The following is a 22,423-nucleotide window of genomic DNA, read 5'->3' as shown; positions in this document are numbered from 1 at the left end:
CCGGGATAACCGAACAGGGACGTTCCCGACCGCGCACATGTTCAGGACCACGGGATTTCCGCCTTCCGACCAGCAACCCCTTCCTAGCGTCGAGCCCATTACCCGAGAGTTCAGGGAAGGCCGCACAGATGAGTCGATTGAAAGCTGCGATCGTCGGATCCGGCAACATCGGAACAGACCTGATGTACAAGTTGCTGCGATCCGAGCACGTCGATCCCATGTACATGATCGGTATCGATCCGACCAGCGAGGGGCTCGAACGAGCCCGACAGGAAGGCCTCGAGGCCTCCGCAAAGGGAATCGACTGGTTACTCAACCGGCCCGACCTTCCCGACGTGGTCTTCGAAGCGACATCAGCGAAAGTCCACGCCGCCGCTGCCCCGCGCTACGCCGAAGCCGGCATCCGCGCGATCGATCTGACACCTGCCTCAGTGGGCCCGTACGTGGTGCCGGCCGTGAACCTCAGCACGCACCTGGACGCGCCGAACGTGAACATGGTCAGTTGCGCCGGCCAGGCCACCATCCCGATCCTGTATGCCATCAACGAGGTCGCCGACGCGTCCTACGGCGAGATCGTCGCTGCCATCGCCTCGCACAGCGCCGGACCCGGCACCCGGCAGAACCTCAGCGAGTTCAGCGAGAAAACCGGCAAGGCACTTGCCCAGGTCGCCGGAGCCGATCGCGCCAAGGCCATCTCGGTGATCAACCCAGCCGAACCACCGATGAACATGCGCGACACGGTCTACGCCAAAGTCCGCAACCCCGACCCGGCCGCGATCGAGCGCGCAGTGATCGACATGGTCGCCAAGGTCCAGCAGTACGTCCCCGGCTACACCCTGCGCCTGGTCGACGTCGACGGCGACCAGGTCACCGTCATGCTCGAGGTCGTCGGCGCCGGCGACTTCTTGCCCACCTACGCCGGAAATCTCGACATCATCACCGCCGCCGCCGTGCAGGTCGCCGACGTCATGGCCCAGCGCACCCTCGTCAAGGAAGCAATCCAGTGACCACCACCGCCACCACCGATACACCCCGCAAGGTCACCCTCGTCGACACCACACTGCGCGACGGCATGTCGTCGGTCTCGCATCAGTTCACCACGCAGAACGTCGCCGATATCGCCCGCGGACTCGATCAGGCCGGCATCCCGACCATCGAGGTCGCCCACGGCATCGGCCTCGGCGCCTCGTCCATCCAGTACGGCTTCGCCGCCGCCACCGACCCCGAGTACGTGCGCGCCGCGGTCGACGCCGTCGACAACGCCGACATCGCCGCGCTCTACGTGCCAGGCATCGCTACCCTCGCCGAACTGCAAAGAGCGATCGACGCGGGCATCAAAACCGTCCGGGTAGCGGTGCACTGCACCGAAGCCGACTGCGGCCAGCAACCCATCGAATGGGCGAAAGAACACGGCCTCAACGTCATGACGTTCCTGATGATGAGCCACAAACTCGACCCCGAGCCGCTCGCCGAGCAAGCCGCCAAGCTCGATTCCTACGGCGCCGACGTCGTCTACGTCGTCGACTCTGCCGGCGCCATGGTGCCGCAGCACGCCGGCGAGCGCGTCGCCGCGCTGCGGCAGGCGATCTCCGCCGACATCGGCTTCCACGCCCACAACAACCTCGGGGTCGGTATCGCCAACGCTTTGGCCGCCGCGGAGAACGGGGCGACATTCATCGACGGATCTCTGCGCGGGCTCGGCGCCAGCGCCGGCAACGCCCAGACCGAGGTATTGGCCGCCGCGTTCGAACGAGCCGGCTGGGACACCGGCGTCGACCTGTTCACACTCATCGACACCGCCGAGCACATCGTCGCGCCGCTGATGAAAGAACCCCAGATCGTCGACGAGACCGCACTGATCCTCGGCTACGCCGGTGTCTACTCGACATTCTTCCACCCCACCAAACGCGCCGCGAAGAAATTCGGTGTCTCCACCCGCGACATCCTGATCGAACTCGGCCGACGCGGTGTCATCGGCGGCCAGGAGGACATGATCATCGACGTCGCTTCCGAGCTCGCCGGCCGCACCTACGAACTCCCGGCCCGCGCCGGAGTCTGACACAGGAGACTGTCATGACCCACACCCACAACGCACCGTCGACCACACAGGTCCGTCATCTCATCGGCGGCGAATGGAAGCACGCATCGGACGGAGCAACTTTCGAATCGATCGATCCGCACGACGGGTCGCTACTCGGTGTCGTACCCAAGGGCACCGCCGAAGACGGACAAGCTGCGATCACCGCCGCCCGCCACGCCTTCGACAGCGGGCCCTGGCCACAGATGTCGCCGAAGGAACGCGCAAAGATCCTGCACGCGGTCGCCGACAAGGTCGACGAGCACCGCGAAGAACTCGCCCAGCTCGAAACCCGCGACGGCGGTAAGGGCATCAACCAGTCCCTGCACGCCGAAATCCCGCGCGTGGCGCACAACCTGCGGTTCTTCGCCGACTACGCGTCGATGGCCGCCAACGAGGCCTACCCCGACGGGGATCTGCTGTCCTACGTGCTCTACCCGCCTGCCGGCGTGGTCTCGGCGATCAGCCCCTGGAACGCACCCCTGATGCTGGCCACCTGGAAGATCGCGCCCGCCCTGGCGTTCGGTAACACCGCAATCCTCAAACCGGCACCCCAAACCCCACTGACTGCACACCGCTTCGCCGAACTCGCACTCGAAGCCGGACTGCCCGACGGAGTACTCAACGTAGTACACGGTTTCGGTGGCGAAGCCGTCGCCGGCCCGCTGACCTCCGATCCGCGAGTCGACCGGATCACCTTCACCGGGTCGAGTGCCACAGGAGTCAAGATCCTTCAGGCAGCAGCACCCAACCACACGCCGGTCTCGGCCGAGATGGGCGGAAAGTCCGCAAACATCATCTTCGCCGACGCCGACCTCGACGTGGCCGTACCGATGTCGATCCGTGCGATCTTCGGCGGCAACGGACAGGTGTGCCTGGCCGGATCCCGACTGCTCGTGCAGAACAGCATCATGGACGAGTTCCTCGAGCGGTTCGTCGACGAGGCGAACAAGCTCAGCGTCGGCGATCCGAAGGATCCGTCGAACTTCATCGGCCCGCTCATCGAACAACGCCATCTCGACAAAGTCCACGGCTATGTCGAACTCGCGCAGCAGGAAGGCGGGAAAGTCGTCACCGGCGGCGCCCGTCTGGCCGGCGACGCCCACGCCAAGGGCTTCTACTATCCCCCCACCGTCATCACTGGGCTGACCAATGACTCCCGGACCGCGCAAGAGGAGATCTTCGGGCCCGTCGAAACCGTCCTGGGTTTCGACACAGAAGACGAGGCACTGCGCATCGCCAACGACTCACGCTATGGCCTGGCCGGGATGCTGTTCACCCAGAACCTCGACCGCGCCCACCGGATGGCCGCGCGCTGGAAGGCCGGCACCGTATGGATCAACTGCTTCTTCGAACGCGACCTGCGTCTCCCCTTCGGAGGCGAAGGCGCCAGCGGCCTGGGACGTGAAGGCGGTCAGTACTCCCGCGACTTCTTCACCGAACCGCGCGCCGTGACCCTTCGGCTGCGCGGCTGATCCGGTCCTTCGACTCATCCACGTGGGCGGCCGGTGCAGTAGGTGCTGCACCGGCCGTCCCCGCTTCTCCCCGAGGAGTAATCACCCGTGACCTGCCCCAAGTTGTGTGTCGTCGTCGGCGCCACCGGTGCGATGGGCACCGAGTTCACCCGACGCCTGGTCCGTCGAGGCCTACGCGTGATCGCGGTCGCGCGCAACGCCGAAGACCTCAAAACCCTTGCAGCCGAAAACAACCTGATCATCCCCTGTGTCACCGACATCAGCGACGACAGTGCGATCGAGGCGATCTCCGCCTATGTCGACGCGCCGATCCGGCTGGCCGTGTTCGCCGCGGGTCTGCCGGTACGTGGTTCCGCCGACACCATCAGCCCCGGCGAGCTTGCTGTAGGGGCGAACATCAAGGTCGGCGGGCTGGTACGGCTGCTGCACGCAGTCCGCGGCCAGCTGGTCCCCGGATCGCGATTCGTCGCCGTCGCCGGATCGCTCGGTTTCGAACCCGGCCCGCTCGACGCCGCGCCGGGCACCGTCAACGCCGCAGTGTTCAATCTGATGCGCCAGCTCAGCGCCCTGTACGGACCGAAGGGCATCACCACACACACCATCGCGCCCGGCCCGGTCGACACGCCACGGCTCCGCAAATTCGTCGAAACCGAAGCAGCCGAGACCGGCCGCGATCTCGACACCATTTGGGAGCGCTACCGCGCCAAGACCACGCTCGGCCGGTTACCGACGCTGGACGAGCTCGGCTGGGTCCTCGAGATGCTGCTCGCCCCCGAGGCGAGCGTGCTGCACGGCAGCGTCCTCAACGTCGACGCCGGCACACGCCACGGCGTCCAATAGAGCACCACTCCCGAAAGGCCCTCTCATGCCTGTTGCACATTTCCATCTGCTCGACGGACGGTTCACCGTCGAGCAGCGGCACCGTCTGCTTGTCGAGGCGAGCCACTGCTATTCGGAGGTTCTCGACTCCCCGCTCGAGCGAGTTCGGACCTTCATCGTCCGCTACACCACCGATGATGTCGCGGTCGCCGGCGCGGTTGCCTCCGAGAGCAGCACGGCTGCACCGTACTTTACAGCCATCGTGCTGGCGGGTCGTCCTCGCGCACAGCGCGAGGAGCTCGCGGCCCGGTTCACCGACCTGATCGTCGATTTACTCGGGGTGCCGCGTTCGGCCGTCCGTGGTCGGATCATCGAGGTGGACCCGGCGAACTGGTTCATCGGCGGCCACTCAGCAGCGGGGGTACGCGCCGACGAGATCGCCGCTCGCGCGGACAGCGGATCGTCCATCTGATCTACCCGACACCGCAAGGGGGTGGGATCGACCTTCGGCAATCCCACCCCCTGTCCGAGGGGTTTACTCAGAACCCCCACGGGTCGTCGCGCAGCAACTCGAGCGACCGGAAGCTACCGGTGTAGAAGACGAGCGGATGTCCGTCGTCATACCACAGTTGCTCCACTCGGCCCACGTACAACATGTGGTCACCGGCGGGATACGAGGCGTCCACCGAACAGGCCAGGTGCACCAGCGCGCCTTCGAGGAGAGGAACCTCCCGGCGCCAGACGAATCGCACCAGATCGGGTTGATGGGCAGCTCCTGCGAAGTGCAGTGACAACGGCTCCTGATCTGTCGCCAGGATCGAAACACCGTACTTGCCGGTCTTGTTGATCCGCTCGTTCATCTTGGCTCGGTTCGCGATGGATATCAGAACAAGCGGGGGGTCGAGCGAAACGGAGGTGAATGCGTTGGCCGTCATACCGTGCACCGACGCGTCGTCCTCGCTTTCGGCGGTGGTGACGATGGTGACGCCGCTGGCGAACCGGCCGAGGGCCTTCCGCATCTGTAGGGGTGTGACCTCGATTCCGCCGTTCGGGGTGTTGTCGGTCATGGTCGTGCTCGTCATCGTCGCGTCCCGTTCAACCACGCACGATCTTCAGATCATCATTGCTGATCAAGTCCGGACGTGTCCACCCGTCGACGTTGTACTCGGACATGCACTTCTCGGCGAAGCCCTTGAGCTCGGTATCCAGTCCCTGGGCCTGGTAGGCGAACAATGTCTGGAAGCGGACGGCCTCGTGGTCGCCACCGTAGTTGCGCTCGTACAGCTCGTGCCGACCTCCGAACTCGGTGCCCACGGCATCCCACAGCAGCTTGAGCAGCTGCACACGATCGATCGCGGTGATGCCGTTGGACCCGCGCACGTACTGGTCGAGGTAGGGCCGGATGTCGGGGTTACCCCAGTCGCTCGAATGCGAATTCAGGTAGATCAAGCTGCTACCGAGCGTCTGCTGGATGATCTCCTTGATCCGCGGATAGCCCACCCCCATGAACGTGCGATAGGCCAGACCGTAGTTCAGGTTCGGCTGCACAGCCCCGTTCACCCACTCATCGGGAGACTTGGCCATCGCATCCGACAAGCCCCAGAACATATCGCGCCAGTTGAGGATCTCGCCGATCTGCATCTGGACACCACGAAAATTGTTGGTACCTGTCGTCTCCACCGCCTTCAGAACACAGCCGGCGATGAAGTCGAGCTTGACCGCCAAGCGTGCACAACCATGGAACATGAACCGAGCCATGAACCCGGACTTCGTCACAAATCCGTTCGTGGTGTCCGCGTCATAGGCAAACACGTTCTCCCACGGAACCAGCACACGATCGAACACCATGATCGCGTCGTTCTCGTCGAAGCGGCTCGACAAGGGATTATCGAACGGGCTGCCCATCACTGCAGCGTTCATCTCGTAGGACGTCCGACAGAACAGCTTCAAGCCCGGCGAGTCCATCGGAATAGTGAAGATCAACCCGAACTTCTTGTTGCGCAGCGGAAGTCCATAATGGGCGATGAAATTGGCATTGGTGATCGCAGACCCGGTCGCCACCACTTTGGCGCCGGAAACGATCACGCCGGCGTCGGTTTCCTCCACCACATGTACGCAGATGTCCGCGGTCTCGTCGGCAGGCTTATCACGGTCGATGGGCGGATTGACGATCGCGTGATTGAGATAGAGCACCCGCTCCTGCGCCTTCTTGTACCAGTCGAGTGCGTTCTGCCTGTACTCACCGTAGAAGTCCGCGTTGGCACCGAGGGTCCCGAGGAAAGAGGCCTTGTAGTCGGGCGACCGGCCCATCCACCCGTACACCTCACGTTGCCACGCGACGATCGCGTCGCGGGACAGAAGAAGATCGTCGGAACTGTGGGCGGTCTTGAAGAACGGGTGCGTGAATCCACCGTTACCCGTATCGGTCGGCACCGCCAGCACCCCCTGGGCTTCGGGGGTATGAAGCGCGTCGTACATCCGAGCGATCGAGCGAACCGAATTCCGGAAAGCCGGATGAGTCGTGACATCCGGGACACGTTCTCCGCGGAAATACACTTCGCGTCCATCCTTCAAGGACTCGATGTACTCCGCGCCGGTCATCGGCCGGACATCGTTGGGGGTTCCGGTGGAGGTCTCGAGAATAGTTGGCGTCGTCACGTGCTCACTCCTGTTGTCGAGCTCAGACCGAGACGGTGTTCTCGGCCGATGCGAATCCAGGCGCCGCTCCGAGGCAATTCCGCACTCGACGGTCCGTACAGAGCCAGCTCCCTGTGACACGGAACACTAGATTCCGGAGGTACCGATAAACATGACTGAGCGCGAACGATGGAGTGACTCCACGCGTAAATCCACCAAACCCACTGTGGTATCTCTCGATACGCGAGGGCTCGACTCCACGGAAGGCCGTAATCTGTGGGCGAACACAGTCGGCACCCTCTATTGCGAGTCGGACGTGGCATGGCCCAATCCACGCCAACCGTTCATCGCAGAATGGGGCGGTCATCCCATCGGAGAACTGCATGTCAGCACGATGCGCGCGGACGTCCACTCGGTCATCCGTTCGCCGGCGATGGTGCGTTCGGACGACGCGGGAGACTTCCTCGTGTTGGTGGTGACCGACGGTAACGTCCGCGTCACCCAAAACGGACGCAGCGGAGTTCTCGAGCAGGGATCGTTCGCGTTACTGGACTGCGCCGCCCCGTTCGAATTCGAAGCCGAGTCGAATTTTCGTCAGGTCGTCATCGACACTCCCAGACCCCTGCTCGAAGCGCGGTTACCCCAGCGAGTACTCGAGCAGGGAACCGGGCTGCCCATCAGTGGGATCTCGGGAACGGGCCGACTCGTGAGCAGGTTCCTCCTCGACGTCGCCGAACAGGACCGGACACTGCCGACGAGGTCAGCGGTCTCGATATCATCCGTCGCTCTCGACCTGCTGGTCACCGCCCTCACCGACAGCGCCACCGAGACCGACCCGACGAAGATCAGTCACGCGCGTGATCTGGCCGAAGTGCAGCGGATCGTCGAGCGACAGCTACACGATCCCGCTTTATCACTATCCAGGGTCGCTGCAGAAGTGGGGATGTCTGTGCGACACATTCAGAACCTCTTCCGTGAGCAAGGCACGGCCCCTCGCGCCTGGCTGTACCGCACACGGGTGGAGCGAGCACGTAAGTACCTCCTGAGCACCGATCTGACAGTCGCCGAAGTGAGTGAGCAATCAGGCTTTCGCGATGTGTCCCATTTCAGCCGCACATTCCGCGCCGCATACGGTTCCAGCCCTGGCCGTTATCGAACCGAACACCGCTGACCTACACAGGTGGCCCGATTCGCTCCGGGTCACCTCCGCGGCTCATGCCGACAGTCGAGCCGGTCCTGCGCCCTCTACCGCGAACTCTTCCGTCGAGACAGTTCGCGAGATCGACACCAGATGCATGCCGACTACGCGGACGTAGGACACGGGTGCTTCGCGGCGAAGTCGAGCGTCATGGGGTTCCGGTCGGTGTCACTCCTTCAGGTGATCCAATCGCCCCAGGCGGAGCAGCGCGGGTCACGATCTACTCCGTTCGGGACGAGTGCGGACGCGGAAGCTGTGGGCGTGACTCCGGGGAGCGAATACCTCCTATATTCGAAGCCGGTGTGATCTGCAACACTAGGATATGGAGGTGAGCAGCGACATGACCGACAGTGCACAGAACAATGACTCCGATTGCACCGACAAGGGCAGCGCCAAGGTCGTAATCAGCACACGCGAGCTCGAATCGAGCGAGGTACGTTCGCGGTGGGTAGACACACTCGACTCGACATACTGCGAACTCGACGTCGACTGGCCTGACATATCGGACTCGTTCGGGGCGGAACTATCGGTGCGTCCCTTCGTCGACGTCACAGTCAGTGTCGTACGCGCAGACCCACACACAGTAATCCGCACCCCGAACATGATCTCGTCCGATCCCAACGACGACTACCTACTGTGCTTGATCACGAGCGGTACAGCGGTCATCGGTCAACACTCTCGGTCCGCAAAGCTCGAAAGCGGGGCGTTCGGAATCCTCGACTCATCGGCGCCGTTCATCGTCGACGCCCAGACCGAGTTCGAGCAGATTGTCGTCCGCGCGCCGCGCGCGGTGTTTGCGCCACATCTTCCCCTGGAAGCCGTAGCGGAGATTACCGGTGAAGGTTTTTCCGGCCACAGCGGCATCAGCCGATACGTCTCTCGCCTATTCGTCGACATGGCAACTGACGACTCCCTTCTTTCGCCCAACTCCTCAGCCTCCGTTGCCGCGTGCGCGATGGACCTACTCGTATCCGCCATCAGTGAACGCACAACTCCGTTCAACACCACCAAACGAGTTCACAACAAGGACTTTCGAGTCATACAGCAGGCAATGCAACGACACATGACAGACCCCGACTACTCGATCAGCGACCTTGCAGCCGAACTGGGAATGTCCGTGCGGTACATCCACAAACTATTCAGCGCAGCAGGCACGACACCACGCACATGGCTGAATCAACAGCGGCTCGAGCGAGCTCGCAAACTCTTGCTGAGCACCGACGCCACGATCTCTACCATCAGCGTCCGCGTAGGTTTCCGCGATGTCTCGCATTTCAGTCGAGCGTTCCGACGTCGCTTCGGGACCAGCCCACTGCATTTCCGCATGCAGCAACTCGGCACCAGCACCAGCAGCGACAACGGGTGACCAGACCGCCACGTTCTGACCTGTAGCCGTCATCGTGTATTCAATAGCGGTTTTCGAACTCCCGCAACGGTGTTCAGCAACCGCCGGTAAGCTGTTGAGCAATCTCGTCTACCCGGCGTGCTGGCGCGTCCGCAAATCGGACGCGCCAGCACCAGCGTTGAATCTCGCCGACTCCCTCGTAGATTTCCGACGGTCTCGCCTGCGACGTCCAACCGCAGCCATCTGCGACGTTGCTCGTCTGTCCCCGGTCAAGGCATTGCCGGCGACGACGTGCCGTCGTCATAGCGACTCCCCGAACGAGAAAAGGAACAGGGCAGTCCGCCCCAACTCCGGTCTACGTGTCCCTTGCACTCATCGTCTTGTCCCGACTCGCTTGCATTGACACGAGAATCGTTCGGGAGAATCAAACGAAAGTCATTGAGCAGGAGATCGTTCTGCAATCGTCACATCACCGGCGGCAAAGTGAGTAGCCGGAACTTCACGCAGCACCACCCGAATGTTGCTCAACGGCGCGTCCACGGCCCGCTGGGCGGCAAAGGTGAGTTCATGTATCAGTGCGCGGAGCTGTTCGGGCGAACGCCCTGCGGAAATAGTCACCTCGATGAACGGCATCATCAGCCTCCTGACACATTTACGGTACCGAGATGAGTGAAGTGAGCAGCGATCCGCGCCCCCGGCCGGACCGGAACCGCATCCGTCATCCCCCCGGTGAGGATCACCCAGCCCGGCTCGATCGCCAGGCCACGCTCGGCGAGGGTGTTCGCCGCGAAAGCCAGCGCCTCCGCGGGATGGCCGTGCACAGCAGCTCCTGTCGCCGAATCGACGATCTCACCGTCCACTTCGAGCAAGCAGGCTTCGAGACCGAGGTCCAGCGAGTCCGGCCGCACACTGATGGGACCGGTGACGTACCGGCCGGACGAATTGTTGTCCGCGACAGCATCCATCATGGAGAACTTGTAACCCGAGAACCGGCTGTCGATGATTTCGATCGCACCGACCACATGGTCGACCGCCGCGAGCGCAGTCGCCGCCGAGACCCCGGGCCCTTCGAGTCGACGTCCCATGACGAACGCAATCTCCGGTTCGGCACGCGCGTGGATCATCTTCTCCCGGGGCACCGGCTCACCGATCGGAAGGATCATCGCGTCCGTCAACCACGCCGTCGACGGCGAGTCGACTCCCACCTGACGCTGCTTCGCCTTGGAGGTCACACCCAGTTTGACACCGGTGACCCTCTCCCCCCGCGAGATCCGCATTTGCAGCGCAATATCTTGAGCCTCATATGCCGCGGCCAGATCGAGACCGTCCCATTCTGCGAGAATCGACGTCTGCGCGACGCCGCTATCCTCCGCTCGTATAAGAACATCGGCCACTTTGGCCGGGCTCCATAGTTGCTCGGTCACTGTTCGTCCTTTCCGCCGAGCACGGCGGTGACGGTGCCGAGCCCACTGATAGTCGCAACGATGGAATCGCCGGGTGCGACAGGATACGCACCGGTCATCGAGCCGGGCAGCACCACGTGCCCCGGCTCGAGGGTCACGCCGAGCGGACCTACCGTGTTGGCCAGCCACACCAGCGCACTGAGCGGTGACCCGAGAACTGCGCCACCGGCACCGGTTGCGACGAGCTCGCCGTTGATGTGCAGGTTACAGCCAGCCAGACGCAGATCCAGCTGGTCCAACGAGACCGGGCAACTGCCGAGTATGACCCCGCCGGATGAAGCGTTGTCGGCGATGGTGTCGAAAATTCCGATCTTCCAATCCTTGATCCGCGAATCCACAATCTCCAGCGCAGGCAGGACGAAATCCACTGCCCGCGCTGCCTCTGCGGCAGTCACGCCTGGGCCGACCAGTGGACGACCAAGGACGAATGCAATCTCCGGTTCGATACGCGGTTGCAGAAATGTGCCGCTGGCGATGGGATGGTGCTCCAGATGAAACATGCTCTGGGTGAGATGCCCGAAGTCGGGCTGGTCGACCCCCATCTGTCGCTGAATTGCTCGCGACGCGAGGCCTACCTTGTGTCCCTTGACGACATCGCCGGCCGATGTCCACTGCTCTACTTGCGCCTGCTGGATGCGGTATGCCACTTCTAGGGACGCGTCGGGATACTCGGGCGTCAGCGGGGCGATCGGCTCGGCGGTGCGATACGCGTCGAGCAGACGATCCGCTGCCTTCTGAACAGCAATATCCATAGTTCCTCGGTTGTGTCGTGCGGTTGATACAGATGTCAGGACGCTCGGGGACAGCTACCGACCGGCTCCAGCGATGGGTGGTTCCGGGATTCGAGTGGAACGATGTCCGCCGCCTCGGCAATAGAGCGAGTGATCTTGTTGGCGGCAGCGATCACAGCACGCTCGAGTTGAGCTCGCCGCGAAGCGAATCGGGTGGCCGGAACACTTATGCTCACTGCAGCAACCACCGAACCCATGTCGTCTCGTACCGGTGCGGCGACACAGTGCACCTCCGACACCGTCTCGCCCATGTCCACCGCGACACCAGCCATGCGAGTCATTTCGAGAGCATCGGCGAGCGCATGCGGACTCGTAGTCGTCGACGGTGTCAATCGACGTAACGGACGCGCTGTCAAGTACCGCTGCAATTCAGTCTTGTCGAGTTGCGCGAGCAGGACCTTGCCCACAGCTGTGGAGTGGGCATCGAGCCGGGTGCCCACTCGAGCCCCCTGCACGGTGATGTTGTGCGTACCGATCACCTTGTCGACGTAGAGGACACTCCAGCGTTCCATGATGGCCAGGTGTGTCGTTTCTCCATAGTTTTCGACCAGCTCTTCCAACACAGGAGCGGAACAGGAACGTACGTCCACAGTGCTGCGGAGTGTTTCCCCCAATTCGACGATGCGCCAGCCGAGCCGGTATCGGCCGCGATTCCGGCACTGCAACAACCCGGTGTCGACGAGACTGGCCAGCAATGCATGAGCACTCGACCGAGGCACGTCGATGGCCGCTGCAACTTCGGAAACACCCCATTCCGGACGCTGAACTGTGAACAGATCGAGCACCGGACCAATCTTTTGCACTGTTTGCAGACCAGCCACGCCGACAGCCACCTTTCAAAGTTCATCTGGATGACGGTTGAGCAACCCCGTCGCATCGCTGTGAGGTGGAACACTAGGTGGCCGAGCAGAGAACGAACATGTCCTGAAGCGCACGAATGAATGACCTCGAGCGCACGAGTTCACGACCGACAGCCCACCAACCGCGACCTTCGATCCCCCGAGGCGCACAGATATCTCGGCCCGCGTGTCGCTTCCCTCGTCTCCGCTGACCGGATCGAACCATGTGGTAGCTGCGGTTGCCTACCGCCATCCTCGTCCGTGGCCCATCTCAGGAGCAGGACACCACCGACGCCACGCCTATCACGGCCGAATGCCGGGATAGAACTCGAGAACGTCACCTATTTATCAGGCAATACAAGATAAGGTGCTATTTTCACTTACGCTTGTAAAGCGTCAGCGACGAGGGAATGGGGGACGACATGGACGAGACAGCACAGGTTCTCTCCGACGCCGTCGCGTTGCTGCGCCGCGCCGGCATCCGCCTGCCCTCCGGTTCCCTCGACGCCTGGGACCTGACCCTGCCCGACGGCCGAGAGTTGCCGACCCGGATGCGGGCATCCCGGCGGCCACCAACCCCCACGATCCTCACCCGACTGCTCGCACAGCCGGACCCGGCCCGGCGCCTACTCGTGGTGACCCCACGCGCCACCGCTCATCTGCGGACTCTCGCAACGAACGGCGAAGTCGATGTGATCGCCGTGAACCAGGACCTGCTCGTCTTCGCCGGCGAGCGCTACGACGTGACCGATGCCGCGTCCGCCGCGGCGGCCCCTGTTCGTGCTGCGAGGGGCCGGAAACCGTGGGTGCGCTGGGCACTCGCCCGCGCCCTGCTACTCTCGGACACCGCGCAGACCCAACACCGGCTCGCCGAGCTGCTGGGGGTCTCCCAGCAGGCGGTCTCGCATGCCCTCAAACAGCTCCAGGCGGTGCGCCGTACCGAACACGGCTGGCTCGCCGACTCCCCCGAGGCGTTGCTGGCAGAGTATCTGGCCGTCTATCCGGGTCCCGGTGGTGCCGTGACCTATTGGTACGGCCTGGACCCGGTGATCGCACAGGCCACCACCGCGGTCGAATTCTGCACCCGACAAGGTATGCCGGTGCTGGTCAGTGGGGATCCCGCCGCCGATGTGTACGCCCCGTGGCGGCTGCCGACCCGGGCGATGCTCTACACCGATCGATTCGTCGACCTGACCGACGCCGGCTTCAGTCCCGCCACCGAAGCCGAACACTCCCTGGCCGTGCAGGTCCCGGCCGACCCGACCCTGTGGCGCACCGCGGCGATCAGCGAACCGGCACTGTTGGCCGACCCCCCGATCACCGCGGGCGATGTGCTGCGCACCGGCGGCCCCGACGCCGCCGAGGCCGCCGACCATGTGCTCGCCACGATCCGACAGAGGGCCGTGCTGTAACTGATGAGACCGAGGTGGAGATCCTCGCCGCATCGAATTCCACCGACCGCGGACTGCGGGCGCTAGTCGATCTCGCCGCGGCCGCTGACCCGGACACCGTCAATACGCGGAGGCCACTTTCACGAAATGACGTGAACGCGACCTCCGTAATCCCGGGCCGGAATCGGCCCGGTGACTCAGAGAATGTCTCATTTGGCGAGTTTCTTGAAGCAGGTCAACGCCGCGGCGAGTTGGAGGAAAGCAGCGAAGTGCTCGCCGTGACGCTCGCAGCGGATGGTCAGTCGGCGGTAGCCGGTGGGCCAGGCCAGGGTGCGTTCGATCTTCCACCGGTACCGGCCGAGGCGCTCGCTGCTGCCGACGCCGCGACGGGCGATCCGCAGAACAATGCCCCGTGCCCGCAGCCACCGGCGGTGTACGGGATAGTCGTAACCCTTGTCCGCCCGCAACCGGCCGGGCCGGCGACGACGCGGACCACGACGCGAACGCACCGCCGGAATCGCAGTGACCATCGGCTGCAGCATGACACTGTCGTGGGTGTTCACCGAGGTCACCGCCGTGACGAGGGGAATGCCCTCGGCGTCGGACAGGATGTGGATCTTCGAGCCGTTCTTACCTCGATCGACCGGGCTGGGACCGGTTAGAGAGCCCCCCTGATGAGAGTCAGCGGGTCACGATCATACGGCAGACTCGTCACCGGTAGCGGCGGGCAGGTGAGCACTTCTCCCCCTGGACAACGTGGAGTCCTGAAAAAGATCGTGCCCCTGCCCGTCCGCCGGGAGAACGGAATCGCTGATGGGATGTCGTGCCCGCTCCGGCGTGAGCACTGCTTCATTAGGGTGCAGATGGTTCTTCCGCACGCTGCCGAACGTGGTCGAGTTCGAGGACGATGGGAGAAGCTCAATGCAGTTGTTCGTCGGAGATGACTGGTCGGAAGAGCATCACGATGTCGAGCTGATGAACTCGGCCGGACGGAGGCTGAGCAAGGCGCGACTCCCGGAAGGAGTAGTCGGGATCGCGCGTTTGCACGCGATGGTCGGCGAACAACTCGGCGACGATGTCGACGAGTCCGAGGTGGCGATCGGAATCAAGACCGACCGTGGCCCGTGGGTGGCGGCGTTGGTAGCCGCAGGGTACACAGTGTTCGCGGTGAATCCGTTGCAGGCAGCGCGTTTTCGGGAACGCAGCGGTGTTTCGGGTGCCAAGAGCGACGCCGCCGATGCCCACATGCTGGCCGACATGGTGCGCACCGATTCACACAAGCTGCGGACGGTGGCCGGCGACAGCGCCGAAGCCGAGGCGATCAAGGTCCTCGCCCGGGCGCACAAGGCCTTGATCTTTCGAACGCACCCGCCAGACCCAGCGGCTGCGCCACGCGCTGCGCGAGTACTTCCCGGCCGCGTTGGAGGCATTCGACGACCTCGACGCAGTCGATGCCCTCGACCTGCTCGGGAAGGCACCGGACCCGGCCTCGGCGGCGCGGCTGACGCGGGGCCAGATCGCTGCGGCGCTGCGGAACGCCCGCCGTCGCGACATCGAGACCAAAACCGATCGGATCCAGGCAGCTCTGCGAGGCGAACACCTGGGCCGGGCGGCGGTGATCACCACCGCCTACGCCGCGACCACCCGCTCCGCCGTCGCCGTGTTGAGCACTCTCAATCACGAGATCAAGGCGTTGCAAGGGCAGGTCGATGCCCATTGTGGCCGACACCGAAGACGCTGAGATCATCCTGTCCCAACCGGGGCTGGGATCGTTGCTCGGTCCCCGGGTGCTCGGTGAGTTCGGCGACGACCCGGAACGGTATGCCACCGCGAAGGCTCGCAAGAACTACGCCGCCACCAGTCCGATCACCCGCGCCTCCGACAAAAAGAAGGTCGTCGCGGCCCGGTTCGTCCACAATGATCGGCTCGTCGATGCGCTGAACGCACAGGCGTTCTCAGCCCTGCACGCCTCTCCCGGCGCCCGTGCCTACCACGACAAACAACGCGCCCGAGGACTCGATCACGGCCCCACCCTACGGCAGCTGGCCAACCGACTCGTCGGCATCCTGCACGGATGCCTCAAGTCCCGCACCCACTACGACGAAACGACGGCCTGGGCGCATCACGCCGAGAAGGCTGCTGCTTGACACCCAAGCTCCTGGGATGTCTTCTTCGCCCGCACGTGCGCTGCGTCGAGGATCGCGGCGGACCAGTCCAGGTCCCCACCGGCGCCGAGCCGATCGAGGACCTGGCGGTGCATCTCGTCGAACACCCCGGCCCGAACCCAGGCGGTGAAGCGGCGGTGTGCGGTCGGAACACTGACCCCGAACGACGGTGGCAGGTGCCGCCAGGCACAGCCGCTGGTAAGCACATAGACGATAGCGGTGAACACCGCCCGATCATCGATCGCCGCCCGGCCTCCGCCCTGCGGCCGCGCCCGGAAGCCGGGCAGCAACGGTTCGACGATCTCCCACAACGCATCCGGCACCAGCCGGGAAGACAACGCATCGACCACGACAGTGCATTATGCCGCACAAACGATCTAGTCCATAAGAGACATGCTCTCAACCAAACGTCGCCTGGACTCCTAAACCTGAATCCACCGACGTGATGCCGATGCCCGTTCCGGCCGGGCGAGTGGATGTATGAGCAGTTGCGGGCATGCGGTGACCGCTGGTCTGCCCAGCTTTTCCACGATGCGGTCCCGGTCGTGCCGTCTCGGCGGGTCGATCTGTGTTCAGTCGATAGCTGGCGGACTGTGACCGATGGTGTTGGTCCACAATCGAAGCCATGCGCCCGACCAGGGCCAGTGCATGGGAAGCCGCAAGATCGGTTTTCGTTGCGGTCGACACAACCGGGCGGGAAGGTTGACGATCTTGCGGCGTAGCGTCGCCCCACGGGCGCGAGCATGCCCACCACCTGCAAGAACACCGGCGGCGCGCAGCAGATTGTGGGCGATCGCCGCGCAGAGCACCCAGGCGGAGTTCGCCCCGAAGCGCCCCGACGGCATGTGCGCCAGCGGACCGTCGATGAGGTCGGCGAAGACGGTTTCGATGATCGCGTGCCGGCGATGGGTGACATCGGCGTCGGCGGCCGAGGTAGTGGTGTTGGTGAAAAACGGGTGATATCGCCACACCGGGAACAACGCGTCGGGGAAGCGGGCGTCTTTGACGCGACGCACGATCAACCGGGCGGTGACCGGAGTCTTGGTCGAAGCGAAAGCGGTGTAGGCGGTTTCGACGACCTCGGCATCTTCAGATCCACGCTCCGGTGTCCGGGTCACGCACGGCACCGGGATATCTCACCGGGGTCCACGCGTCGTCGGGGATCGAGTCGATCGCGCGTTGGACCGCGGTGTTCTTGGCCAGGACGAGCGAGAAGCACACCTTCGCGCGCAGGCATGCCGAGATGACCGAGCGGGTGCCGTAGGCGGAATCACCGCGTACCACGAGGGCACCGGTTGCGCCCGCTGTTCGGGCGGTGACGATGGCCTGCGTGACCATCCGACCTGCACCTTTACCGGATCCGGCTTTCCCGGCGCGCAGTCGCATCCCGGTGATGATCGGCGTGGAGTCCGCCGTGCTGAGTGTCGTCGCCAGCGGGGACAGGCCTTTGCGCAGGATCTGTCTGCCGGCGATTTTCGTGTGTCCGTAGCTCGCGCCTTGTTTGGCGTGTCCGTAGACCGGGCGCAGTAGCGAGTCGATGTCGATGAACGCCTGCTCGGCCAGGCCGGGCAGGATCTCGACCCGGGCGGTGAGTGCGATCAGGTGTTCGCGGAGCACGGATTCGAGCTGGCGGGCATGACCGAAGCTGAACTCGCGCAGCAGCGTTCCCACGGTCGAGGGCGCATAGACGCCTGCGAACAGATGCTTCATGCCGCCCGAGCGCAGCAGGTCGATATCGTCGATGCTGTCGGCGCCGGCGCACATCCCGGCGATCAGGGTGAGCAGTTTCGGGCCCGGGTTCGCCGCCCCGGACGCGACCTTCGTGGTGGTGATCGAAACCTTCTCGGCGAGCAGGTCCGGCAGGCGGGTGTGTTCGGCCAAGGCCATGACCGGGACCAGGCCGGCGCACGAGACGAGGTTGTCCTCGTCGAACACGGCCGAGCCGTCGATGAACTTGTGGGACACTTTCACCGGAAGTGCCTTTCCTGAACTGGCGGATTTGTTGTGTGAGAACTCCAATCTTCCCAGTTCAGGGGGCACTTTCTTCAGTTCGACACGCTGCTGTGCAGCCGATCCTTCGGTGGAATCAGGCTAAAAGACGCGTGGCTCGCAGTGGCTGCAGCGCAGACACCGCTCGTCGTGAACGCTTTGGCGTCCAAGTTGTTCGGCGCCCTCCAAAGTATCCCGGACGCATCGACCCTCATCGAAACCGCGCTCGCATACTGCAACGGCGACGGCACAGTGTCAAGGGTGGCGAACCAGCTCTACTGCCACCGAAACGCCGTTCTGAACCGGCTGGAGAAACTACGCGAACTTACCGGTTTTGATGTCCGGCGTCCACGTGACACGGCGGCTTTTCTGTACGCATTGAATGCCGGACCAAACGCCGATCAAGAGAGCGACCAAGCAGCGCCCAGCAAAGCTCCACGCGCATAGACAGATCCTCCCCACGATCCGAGCGTGCAGAGCATGCCGTGGAGACACAGGCCGCAATATCCGTCTCGGATGAATGTGGTTGAATCCGTCTCAGGCAGACGCAGCGTAGGCAATCCGCCATGCTGCTTCTCGACGGCTCCGCAGCAGTTCGCGGGCTCATCATGGCAGCGGTGCACACTCCGACCTACTCCGCAAGCGCATCATCCACTGCGTATGAACAAGTACACCAACCGAATCACGGCAAGCGCGATAGCTCCATATCCCAAGGTTCCTTGACAGGCCGACGCCGAGCAACCATATGATCGCAAGGTAAAGTTCGCTTCTGCAGGATAAGGGGAGCGACGTGCCTGCCGGGAACTCAACAATCCCGTCATAGACCTCAGGAGATTCGGTGAGCGACACAGCGCAGCCCACGAAGGCCGCGGCCATCCAGTTCGAAGGGGTCCCTGGCGACGTCGCGGAGAACATGCGCCGACTGGATGCGATGATCGCCGAAGCGGCCGGCAAGGGCGCTAAACTCATTGGGGTTCCAGAGTTTGCTACGTCTCCGCTGCCGTTTCGCAGTGAAGCGCATCGAAGCGTTCTCCCGCCCCAAAACGCGGCCGTCGACATGTTCAAGGCAGCGGCAAAACGGTATGGCTGTCACATTGGTGGCTCAATGCTGATCGCCGAGGACGACAACATCTACAATCGCTACCACCTGTTTGAGCCCGATGGCACAACCCATCTGCACGACAAAGATCTGCCCACGATGTGGGAGAACGCTTTCTACGGCCCCGGCAACGACGATGGAGCATTTGAAACCAGCCTTGGCCGCATGGGTGCGGCCGTCTGTTGGGAGCTGATCCGCAATCAGACCGCCCGCAGGCTCGTTGGCCGAGTCGATGTCGTCATGACCGGCACACACTGGTGGACAACCCCCAACAATTGGGGTGGTCTCGTCGACCGCATGTTTGGTCCGTTGTCGCAATACAACAGGTACCTTTCGGAGAATGCTCCCACCGAATTTGCCCGCCGAGTCGGAGCTCCAGTCCTGCAGGCATCCCATTGCGGGCAGTTCCGCACCGACTTCATGCTTTTGCCTGGCACATCGATGACAGCTCCGTACGACACCAACTACGTCGGAGCAACACAAATTGTCGATGCCGAAGGAAACATCCTGGCCTCGCGCAATACCGCCGAGGGCGCCGGCATCGTCGTCGCTGACATCATGATCGGTGCGCAGCAGCCGACAGAAACCATCGAAGAAACGTTCTGGATGCCCAGGCTTCCCTTGGCGTTACGCGCATACTGGCACCACCAGAACATATGTGCCAAGCGTTACTACCGTCGTGCCGGTCGACGGGCCGGCCTTGATGCCGCGGCAGAGAATCGAGTCGGATCGGTTGAAGTGGTCCGCTAACAGTGGCGAGTCTGCCTGTCGAGACTCAAACCGTATTGTCGGCCGGCGGACTTGTTTTCTTTGGTATAGGCGCTCGGTGTGATATGAATCGCCCCGAGTTCGGCGGAGGCTCGGCTATCTGGTTCCGGCCTCAGCGAGGACCGGTGTCTCACCGTAGTCAGCCGCCGTGTGATTCGCCCAGTGGGTCGCCTCGTACTCGGCAGGCGGAACGTGGTCGATCTCGCCATGCAAGCGGCGGTGATCGAACCAGTCGATGTACTCGGCGACCGCCCACTCGACCTCTTCAACGCCCCGCCAGCCCCCGTGTGGCCGCATCACAGGGTTGCCGATGCACTCGGCCTTGAACAACGAGTTGAACGCCTCCGCCATCGCGTTGTAATACGAATCACCCTTGGAACCAACGGAAGAGACCGCATCGCATTCATCGAGGCGTTCGGTGTAGCGCACCGCTCGATACTGCACACCGCGGTCGCTGTGGTGAATCGACCCGGCAACATCCTGGCCGGCCCGTCGGCGCGCCCACAACCCCATATCCAAGGCGTCGAGGGCCAGATCGGTGCGCATCGACGCCGAGACCTGCCAACCGACGATCATCCGGGAGACTCCCCCAAGGACTTCGTCCAGGGAGGTGCCCCCACGTCGAGGACGAATGCGGCGTAGACCCACCCCGAGTGCGTGCGAATGTAGGTCAGATCCGCTACCCACAACACGTTGGGTGCGTCGGCGACGAACCGCCGCTGTACTCGATCTGCCGGCCGCGGAGTCTCGGCGCCGTCACTGTGTGTGGTCTTCCGACCCTTCAATCGTGGTATTCCCTGTAACCCATCGATTTTCATCAATCTTTCCACGGTGCATCGGGCCACTGCCATCCCCTTTCGTTTCAGACTCGCATGCACCTTGCGGGCCCCGTACACGCCGAGATTGTCGGCATGAACCTTCCGGATCTCGGACGGACAGAACCTGACGGTCACGCACCGCACGGGCCGATTCCGTTCGTTGGGGACTCAGGTGAGCTCGGACCGTGGACGGAGCGATCTGGGCAGCTGTCTCGCGCAGGGCCGCGCAGATCGGATCGACTCCGTGTTCATCGCGGTGAGCAGCGATGAATTCCACGATCAGCGCTGTGGGCGGTCGATCTCCGCGATGCTTCTATGTCAAGCCGCCGCCAAAATCGATGCGTTCGCGACCTTTCCGAGTTCGGCTTCGTCGGCACGCAAGATCTGGAACACTCGGTCGGAGATACGGCGGCGGAGCAACCGCACCGCCTCCCGCCGAGTCTTTCCGGCTGCCTGTAGCTTGGCGACGTAGTCCTTACCCGGACCACCGCGAGCGACTTGGGTGATGGCGATGGCGTGCAGGGCCGCATTGACGGTGCGGTTGCCACCCCGGTTCAGACGCACCCGCTCTTGGGCCGACCAGACCGGGATCGGGGCGGTGCCGTTGAACTTCGCGTAGGCGTCCTTGGAGTGGAAGCGGTGCGCGCCGGCAGTCTCGCCGATGATGACCGCTGCGGAGAGAACTCCGCAGCCGGGGATGTCGAGCAACGACGGTGCCAAGGCGCGGACACGGTCGCGGATCCGTTGTTCGAGGTCGTTGATCTGACGGGTCATCTGCCGACACCGATCCAGGAGTTCACCAGCGATCTGGGCGACCACACCGGTGAACTGTGCAAGCCGGTCGGCAAGCTCGTCCATCACACGGTACCGTCGGATACCGCGGAGCGGGATGTGTAGTTCGGGGTCGAGTTCGTGTAGGTGCCAGCGCAGTCGGCTGATGAGTTTGGTTCTCTCGCATACCAAGTCGTGCCGGTGATCGCTCAGAAGTTTGACTTCGCGAGCGGGGCCGTCCAGTCGTGCGATCGGCAGGTTCGGTTCCCGTAGCGCGGCCATCGCGACCGCGTGTGCGTCGATCGGATCGGACTTGCCCGGTTCGCGGGCGCTGCGTCGGTGCACCGCCATCAGTTGGGTCTTCACCCGGACCACCGAGTGTCCGCGGCGCAGCAGGTCCGCTTCCAGACGTCGGGTGACGTGGCGGCAGTCTTCGAGCGCGAACTGCAGCTGCGGCCACTGGGAGGCCCACTCGATCGCGGACAGGTGACCGTCGGTGGTGGCCTTGACGGTCAGCTGTCCGAGTTTGCGTCCGACCTCGTCGACTGCGACGAAGGTGTGGGTGGATTTGTGAGCATCGACTCCGATGATGATCAACTGACGACTCCGATCCGTGGGTGAACGGGGCGCCCGGGCAGTCGTCATTGGGCACGCCTCAATCGGGCATCAGCGGCACGCTTCTATCAAGCCACGCGGACGACCATCCGGGGCCCGGCGGGCCGCACATCGGGATAAGCCACCAACCGAGGTTGGGGCAGCAAAGAAACGAGCGAGTCCC

19 protein-coding genes, 4 pseudogenes and 1 other annotated feature are annotated in these 22,423 nt (G+C 63.5%); of the genes and pseudogenes, 11 read left to right on the top strand and 12 right to left on the bottom strand.

The annotated features are described in order from the left end of the window. Positions 1-128 precede the first annotated feature (128 nt). The 5 genes from BLV31_RS05235 to BLV31_RS05215 all read left to right on the top strand — a co-directional run bounded on the left by BLV31_RS05235 (position 129) and on the right by BLV31_RS05215 (position 4,843). Positions 129-1,007, top strand: coding sequence for an acetaldehyde dehydrogenase (acetylating) (locus BLV31_RS05235; RefSeq protein WP_006551041.1), 879 nt, complete (start codon positions 129-131; stop codon positions 1,005-1,007). Next, positions 1,004-2,059: a 4-hydroxy-2-oxovalerate aldolase gene (gene dmpG / locus BLV31_RS05230; RefSeq protein WP_006551042.1), complete on the top strand. Its 1,056-nt coding sequence runs from the start codon at positions 1,004-1,006 to the stop codon at positions 2,057-2,059. The genes BLV31_RS05235 and dmpG overlap by 4 nt, the downstream gene beginning before the upstream one ends. A 14-nt stretch (positions 2,060-2,073) precedes the next feature. Next, positions 2,074-3,552: an aldehyde dehydrogenase gene (locus BLV31_RS05225; RefSeq protein ID WP_019290744.1), complete on the top strand. Its 1,479-nt coding sequence runs from the start codon at positions 2,074-2,076 to the stop codon at positions 3,550-3,552. 87 nt (positions 3,553-3,639) lie between these two features. After that, positions 3,640-4,392 carry an SDR family NAD(P)-dependent oxidoreductase gene (locus BLV31_RS05220; protein WP_039586480.1) on the top strand — a complete coding sequence of 251 codons (753 nt, stop codon included), beginning with the start codon at positions 3,640-3,642 and terminating at the stop codon, positions 4,390-4,392. Between the two features lie 25 nt (positions 4,393-4,417). Next, positions 4,418-4,843, top strand: a complete 426-nt coding sequence (locus BLV31_RS05215) for a tautomerase family protein (RefSeq protein WP_064060057.1) — start codon at positions 4,418-4,420, stop codon at positions 4,841-4,843. 67 nt (positions 4,844-4,910) lie between these two features. On the opposite strand, the gene nphA is transcribed toward BLV31_RS05215, so the two are convergent. After that, entirely contained in the window at positions 4,911-5,438 is a 528-nt protein-coding gene (nphA, locus tag BLV31_RS05210; protein WP_039586529.1) for an NADH-dependent flavin reductase, read from the bottom strand. 28 nt (positions 5,439-5,466) lie between these two features. Continuing rightward, positions 5,467-6,972, bottom strand: coding sequence for a 4-hydroxyphenylacetate 3-hydroxylase family protein (locus tag BLV31_RS05205; protein WP_139192999.1), 1,506 nt, complete (start codon positions 6,970-6,972; stop codon positions 5,467-5,469). 208 nt (positions 6,973-7,180) lie between these two features. On the opposite strand from BLV31_RS05205, the gene BLV31_RS05200 reads away from it, so the two are divergent. Together BLV31_RS05200 and BLV31_RS05190 are read left to right on the top strand one after the other, a co-directional pair. Further along, entirely contained in the window at positions 7,181-8,179 is a 999-nt protein-coding gene (locus BLV31_RS05200; RefSeq protein WP_039586476.1) for a helix-turn-helix domain-containing protein, read from the top strand. 367 nt (positions 8,180-8,546) lie between these two features. Then, positions 8,547-9,572 carry a helix-turn-helix domain-containing protein gene (locus BLV31_RS05190; RefSeq protein WP_039586527.1) on the top strand — a complete coding sequence of 342 codons (1,026 nt, stop codon included), beginning with the start codon at positions 8,547-8,549 and terminating at the stop codon, positions 9,570-9,572. Between the two features lie 414 nt (positions 9,573-9,986). Here the strand turns inward: BLV31_RS05190 and BLV31_RS05185 are convergent, their stop codons facing one another. The 4 genes from BLV31_RS05185 to BLV31_RS05170 are packed head-to-tail and all read right to left on the bottom strand — an operon-like array spanning position 9,987 to position 12,626. After that, positions 9,987-10,184 carry a tautomerase family protein gene (locus BLV31_RS05185; RefSeq protein WP_006551052.1) on the bottom strand — a complete coding sequence of 66 codons (198 nt, stop codon included), beginning with the start codon at positions 10,182-10,184 and terminating at the stop codon, positions 9,987-9,989. Positions 10,185-10,186: 2 nt separating this feature from the next. Next, the gene (locus BLV31_RS05180; RefSeq protein WP_037216937.1) at positions 10,187-10,975 is read right to left on the bottom strand and encodes a 2-keto-4-pentenoate hydratase; all 789 of its coding nucleotides are present in this window, start codon (positions 10,973-10,975) and stop codon (positions 10,187-10,189) included. Then, positions 10,972-11,766, bottom strand: a complete 795-nt coding sequence (locus tag BLV31_RS05175; RefSeq protein ID WP_006551054.1) for a 2-keto-4-pentenoate hydratase — start codon at positions 11,764-11,766, stop codon at positions 10,972-10,974. The genes BLV31_RS05180 and BLV31_RS05175 overlap by 4 nt, the downstream gene beginning before the upstream one ends. A gap of 35 nt (positions 11,767-11,801) precedes the next feature. Beyond that, on the bottom strand, positions 11,802-12,626 hold the full coding sequence (locus BLV31_RS05170) for an IclR family transcriptional regulator (protein WP_033097545.1): 825 nt from the start codon (positions 12,624-12,626) through the stop codon (positions 11,802-11,804). A 440-nt stretch (positions 12,627-13,066) separates the two neighbouring features. Between BLV31_RS05170 and BLV31_RS24405 the strand changes: the two genes are divergently transcribed. Then, on the top strand, positions 13,067-14,056 hold the full coding sequence (locus tag BLV31_RS24405; RefSeq protein WP_064060065.1) for a hypothetical protein: 990 nt from the start codon (positions 13,067-13,069) through the stop codon (positions 14,054-14,056). Between the two features lie 188 nt (positions 14,057-14,244). Here the strand turns inward: BLV31_RS24405 and BLV31_RS05160 are convergent. Then, a pseudogene (locus BLV31_RS05160) lies at positions 14,245-14,709 on the bottom strand (IS5 family transposase); the annotation flags it as partial. Positions 14,710-14,956: 247 nt separating this feature from the next. Here BLV31_RS05160 and BLV31_RS05155 point away from each other — a divergent pair. After that, positions 14,957-16,182: pseudogene (locus tag BLV31_RS05155) on the top strand (transposase). Positions 16,183-16,202: 20 nt separating this feature from the next. Here the strand turns inward: BLV31_RS05155 and BLV31_RS05150 are convergent. Both BLV31_RS05150 and BLV31_RS05145 read right to left on the bottom strand, forming a co-directional pair. Beyond that, positions 16,203-16,550, bottom strand: a pseudogene (locus BLV31_RS05150) (transposase); the annotation flags it as partial. Positions 16,551-16,772: 222 nt separating this feature from the next. Further along, a pseudogene (locus BLV31_RS05145) lies at positions 16,773-18,171 on the bottom strand (IS1380 family transposase). Positions 18,172-18,312: 141 nt separating this feature from the next. Between BLV31_RS05145 and BLV31_RS25775 the strand changes: the two are divergent. Together BLV31_RS25775 and BLV31_RS05135 are read left to right on the top strand one after the other, a co-directional pair. Continuing rightward, on the top strand, positions 18,313-18,636 hold the full coding sequence (locus BLV31_RS25775; protein ID WP_072740548.1) for a helix-turn-helix domain-containing protein: 324 nt from the start codon (positions 18,313-18,315) through the stop codon (positions 18,634-18,636). A 391-nt stretch (positions 18,637-19,027) separates the two neighbouring features. Further along, positions 19,028-20,038: a carbon-nitrogen hydrolase family protein gene (locus BLV31_RS05135; protein ID WP_039584647.1), complete on the top strand. Its 1,011-nt coding sequence runs from the start codon at positions 19,028-19,030 to the stop codon at positions 20,036-20,038. 114 nt (positions 20,039-20,152) lie between these two features. Here the strand turns inward: BLV31_RS05135 and BLV31_RS24400 are convergent, their stop codons facing one another. From BLV31_RS24400 to BLV31_RS05125, 3 genes are all read right to left on the bottom strand, one after another. Beyond that, a complete protein-coding gene (locus tag BLV31_RS24400) occupies positions 20,153-20,632 on the bottom strand; it encodes an integrase core domain-containing protein (RefSeq protein ID WP_081263344.1) in 480 nt (159 codons plus the stop codon). Continuing rightward, positions 20,629-21,009, bottom strand: coding sequence for an IS3 family transposase (locus BLV31_RS25770; protein WP_161793619.1), 381 nt, complete (start codon positions 21,007-21,009; stop codon positions 20,629-20,631). The genes BLV31_RS24400 and BLV31_RS25770 overlap by 4 nt, the downstream gene beginning before the upstream one ends. A gap of 55 nt (positions 21,010-21,064) precedes the next feature. Further along, positions 21,065-21,186: a sequence feature (AL1L pseudoknot), on the bottom strand. Between the two features lie 6 nt (positions 21,187-21,192). Further along, on the bottom strand, positions 21,193-22,242 hold the full coding sequence (locus BLV31_RS05125) for an IS110 family RNA-guided transposase (protein WP_064060056.1): 1,050 nt from the start codon (positions 22,240-22,242) through the stop codon (positions 21,193-21,195). Positions 22,243-22,423 lie beyond the last annotated feature (181 nt).

Source organism: Rhodococcus pyridinivorans, from assembly GCF_900105195.1.
Lineage (GTDB): Bacteria > Actinomycetota > Actinomycetes > Mycobacteriales > Mycobacteriaceae > Rhodococcus > Rhodococcus pyridinivorans.
This window is presented reverse-complemented; position numbering and strand designations above follow the sequence as displayed.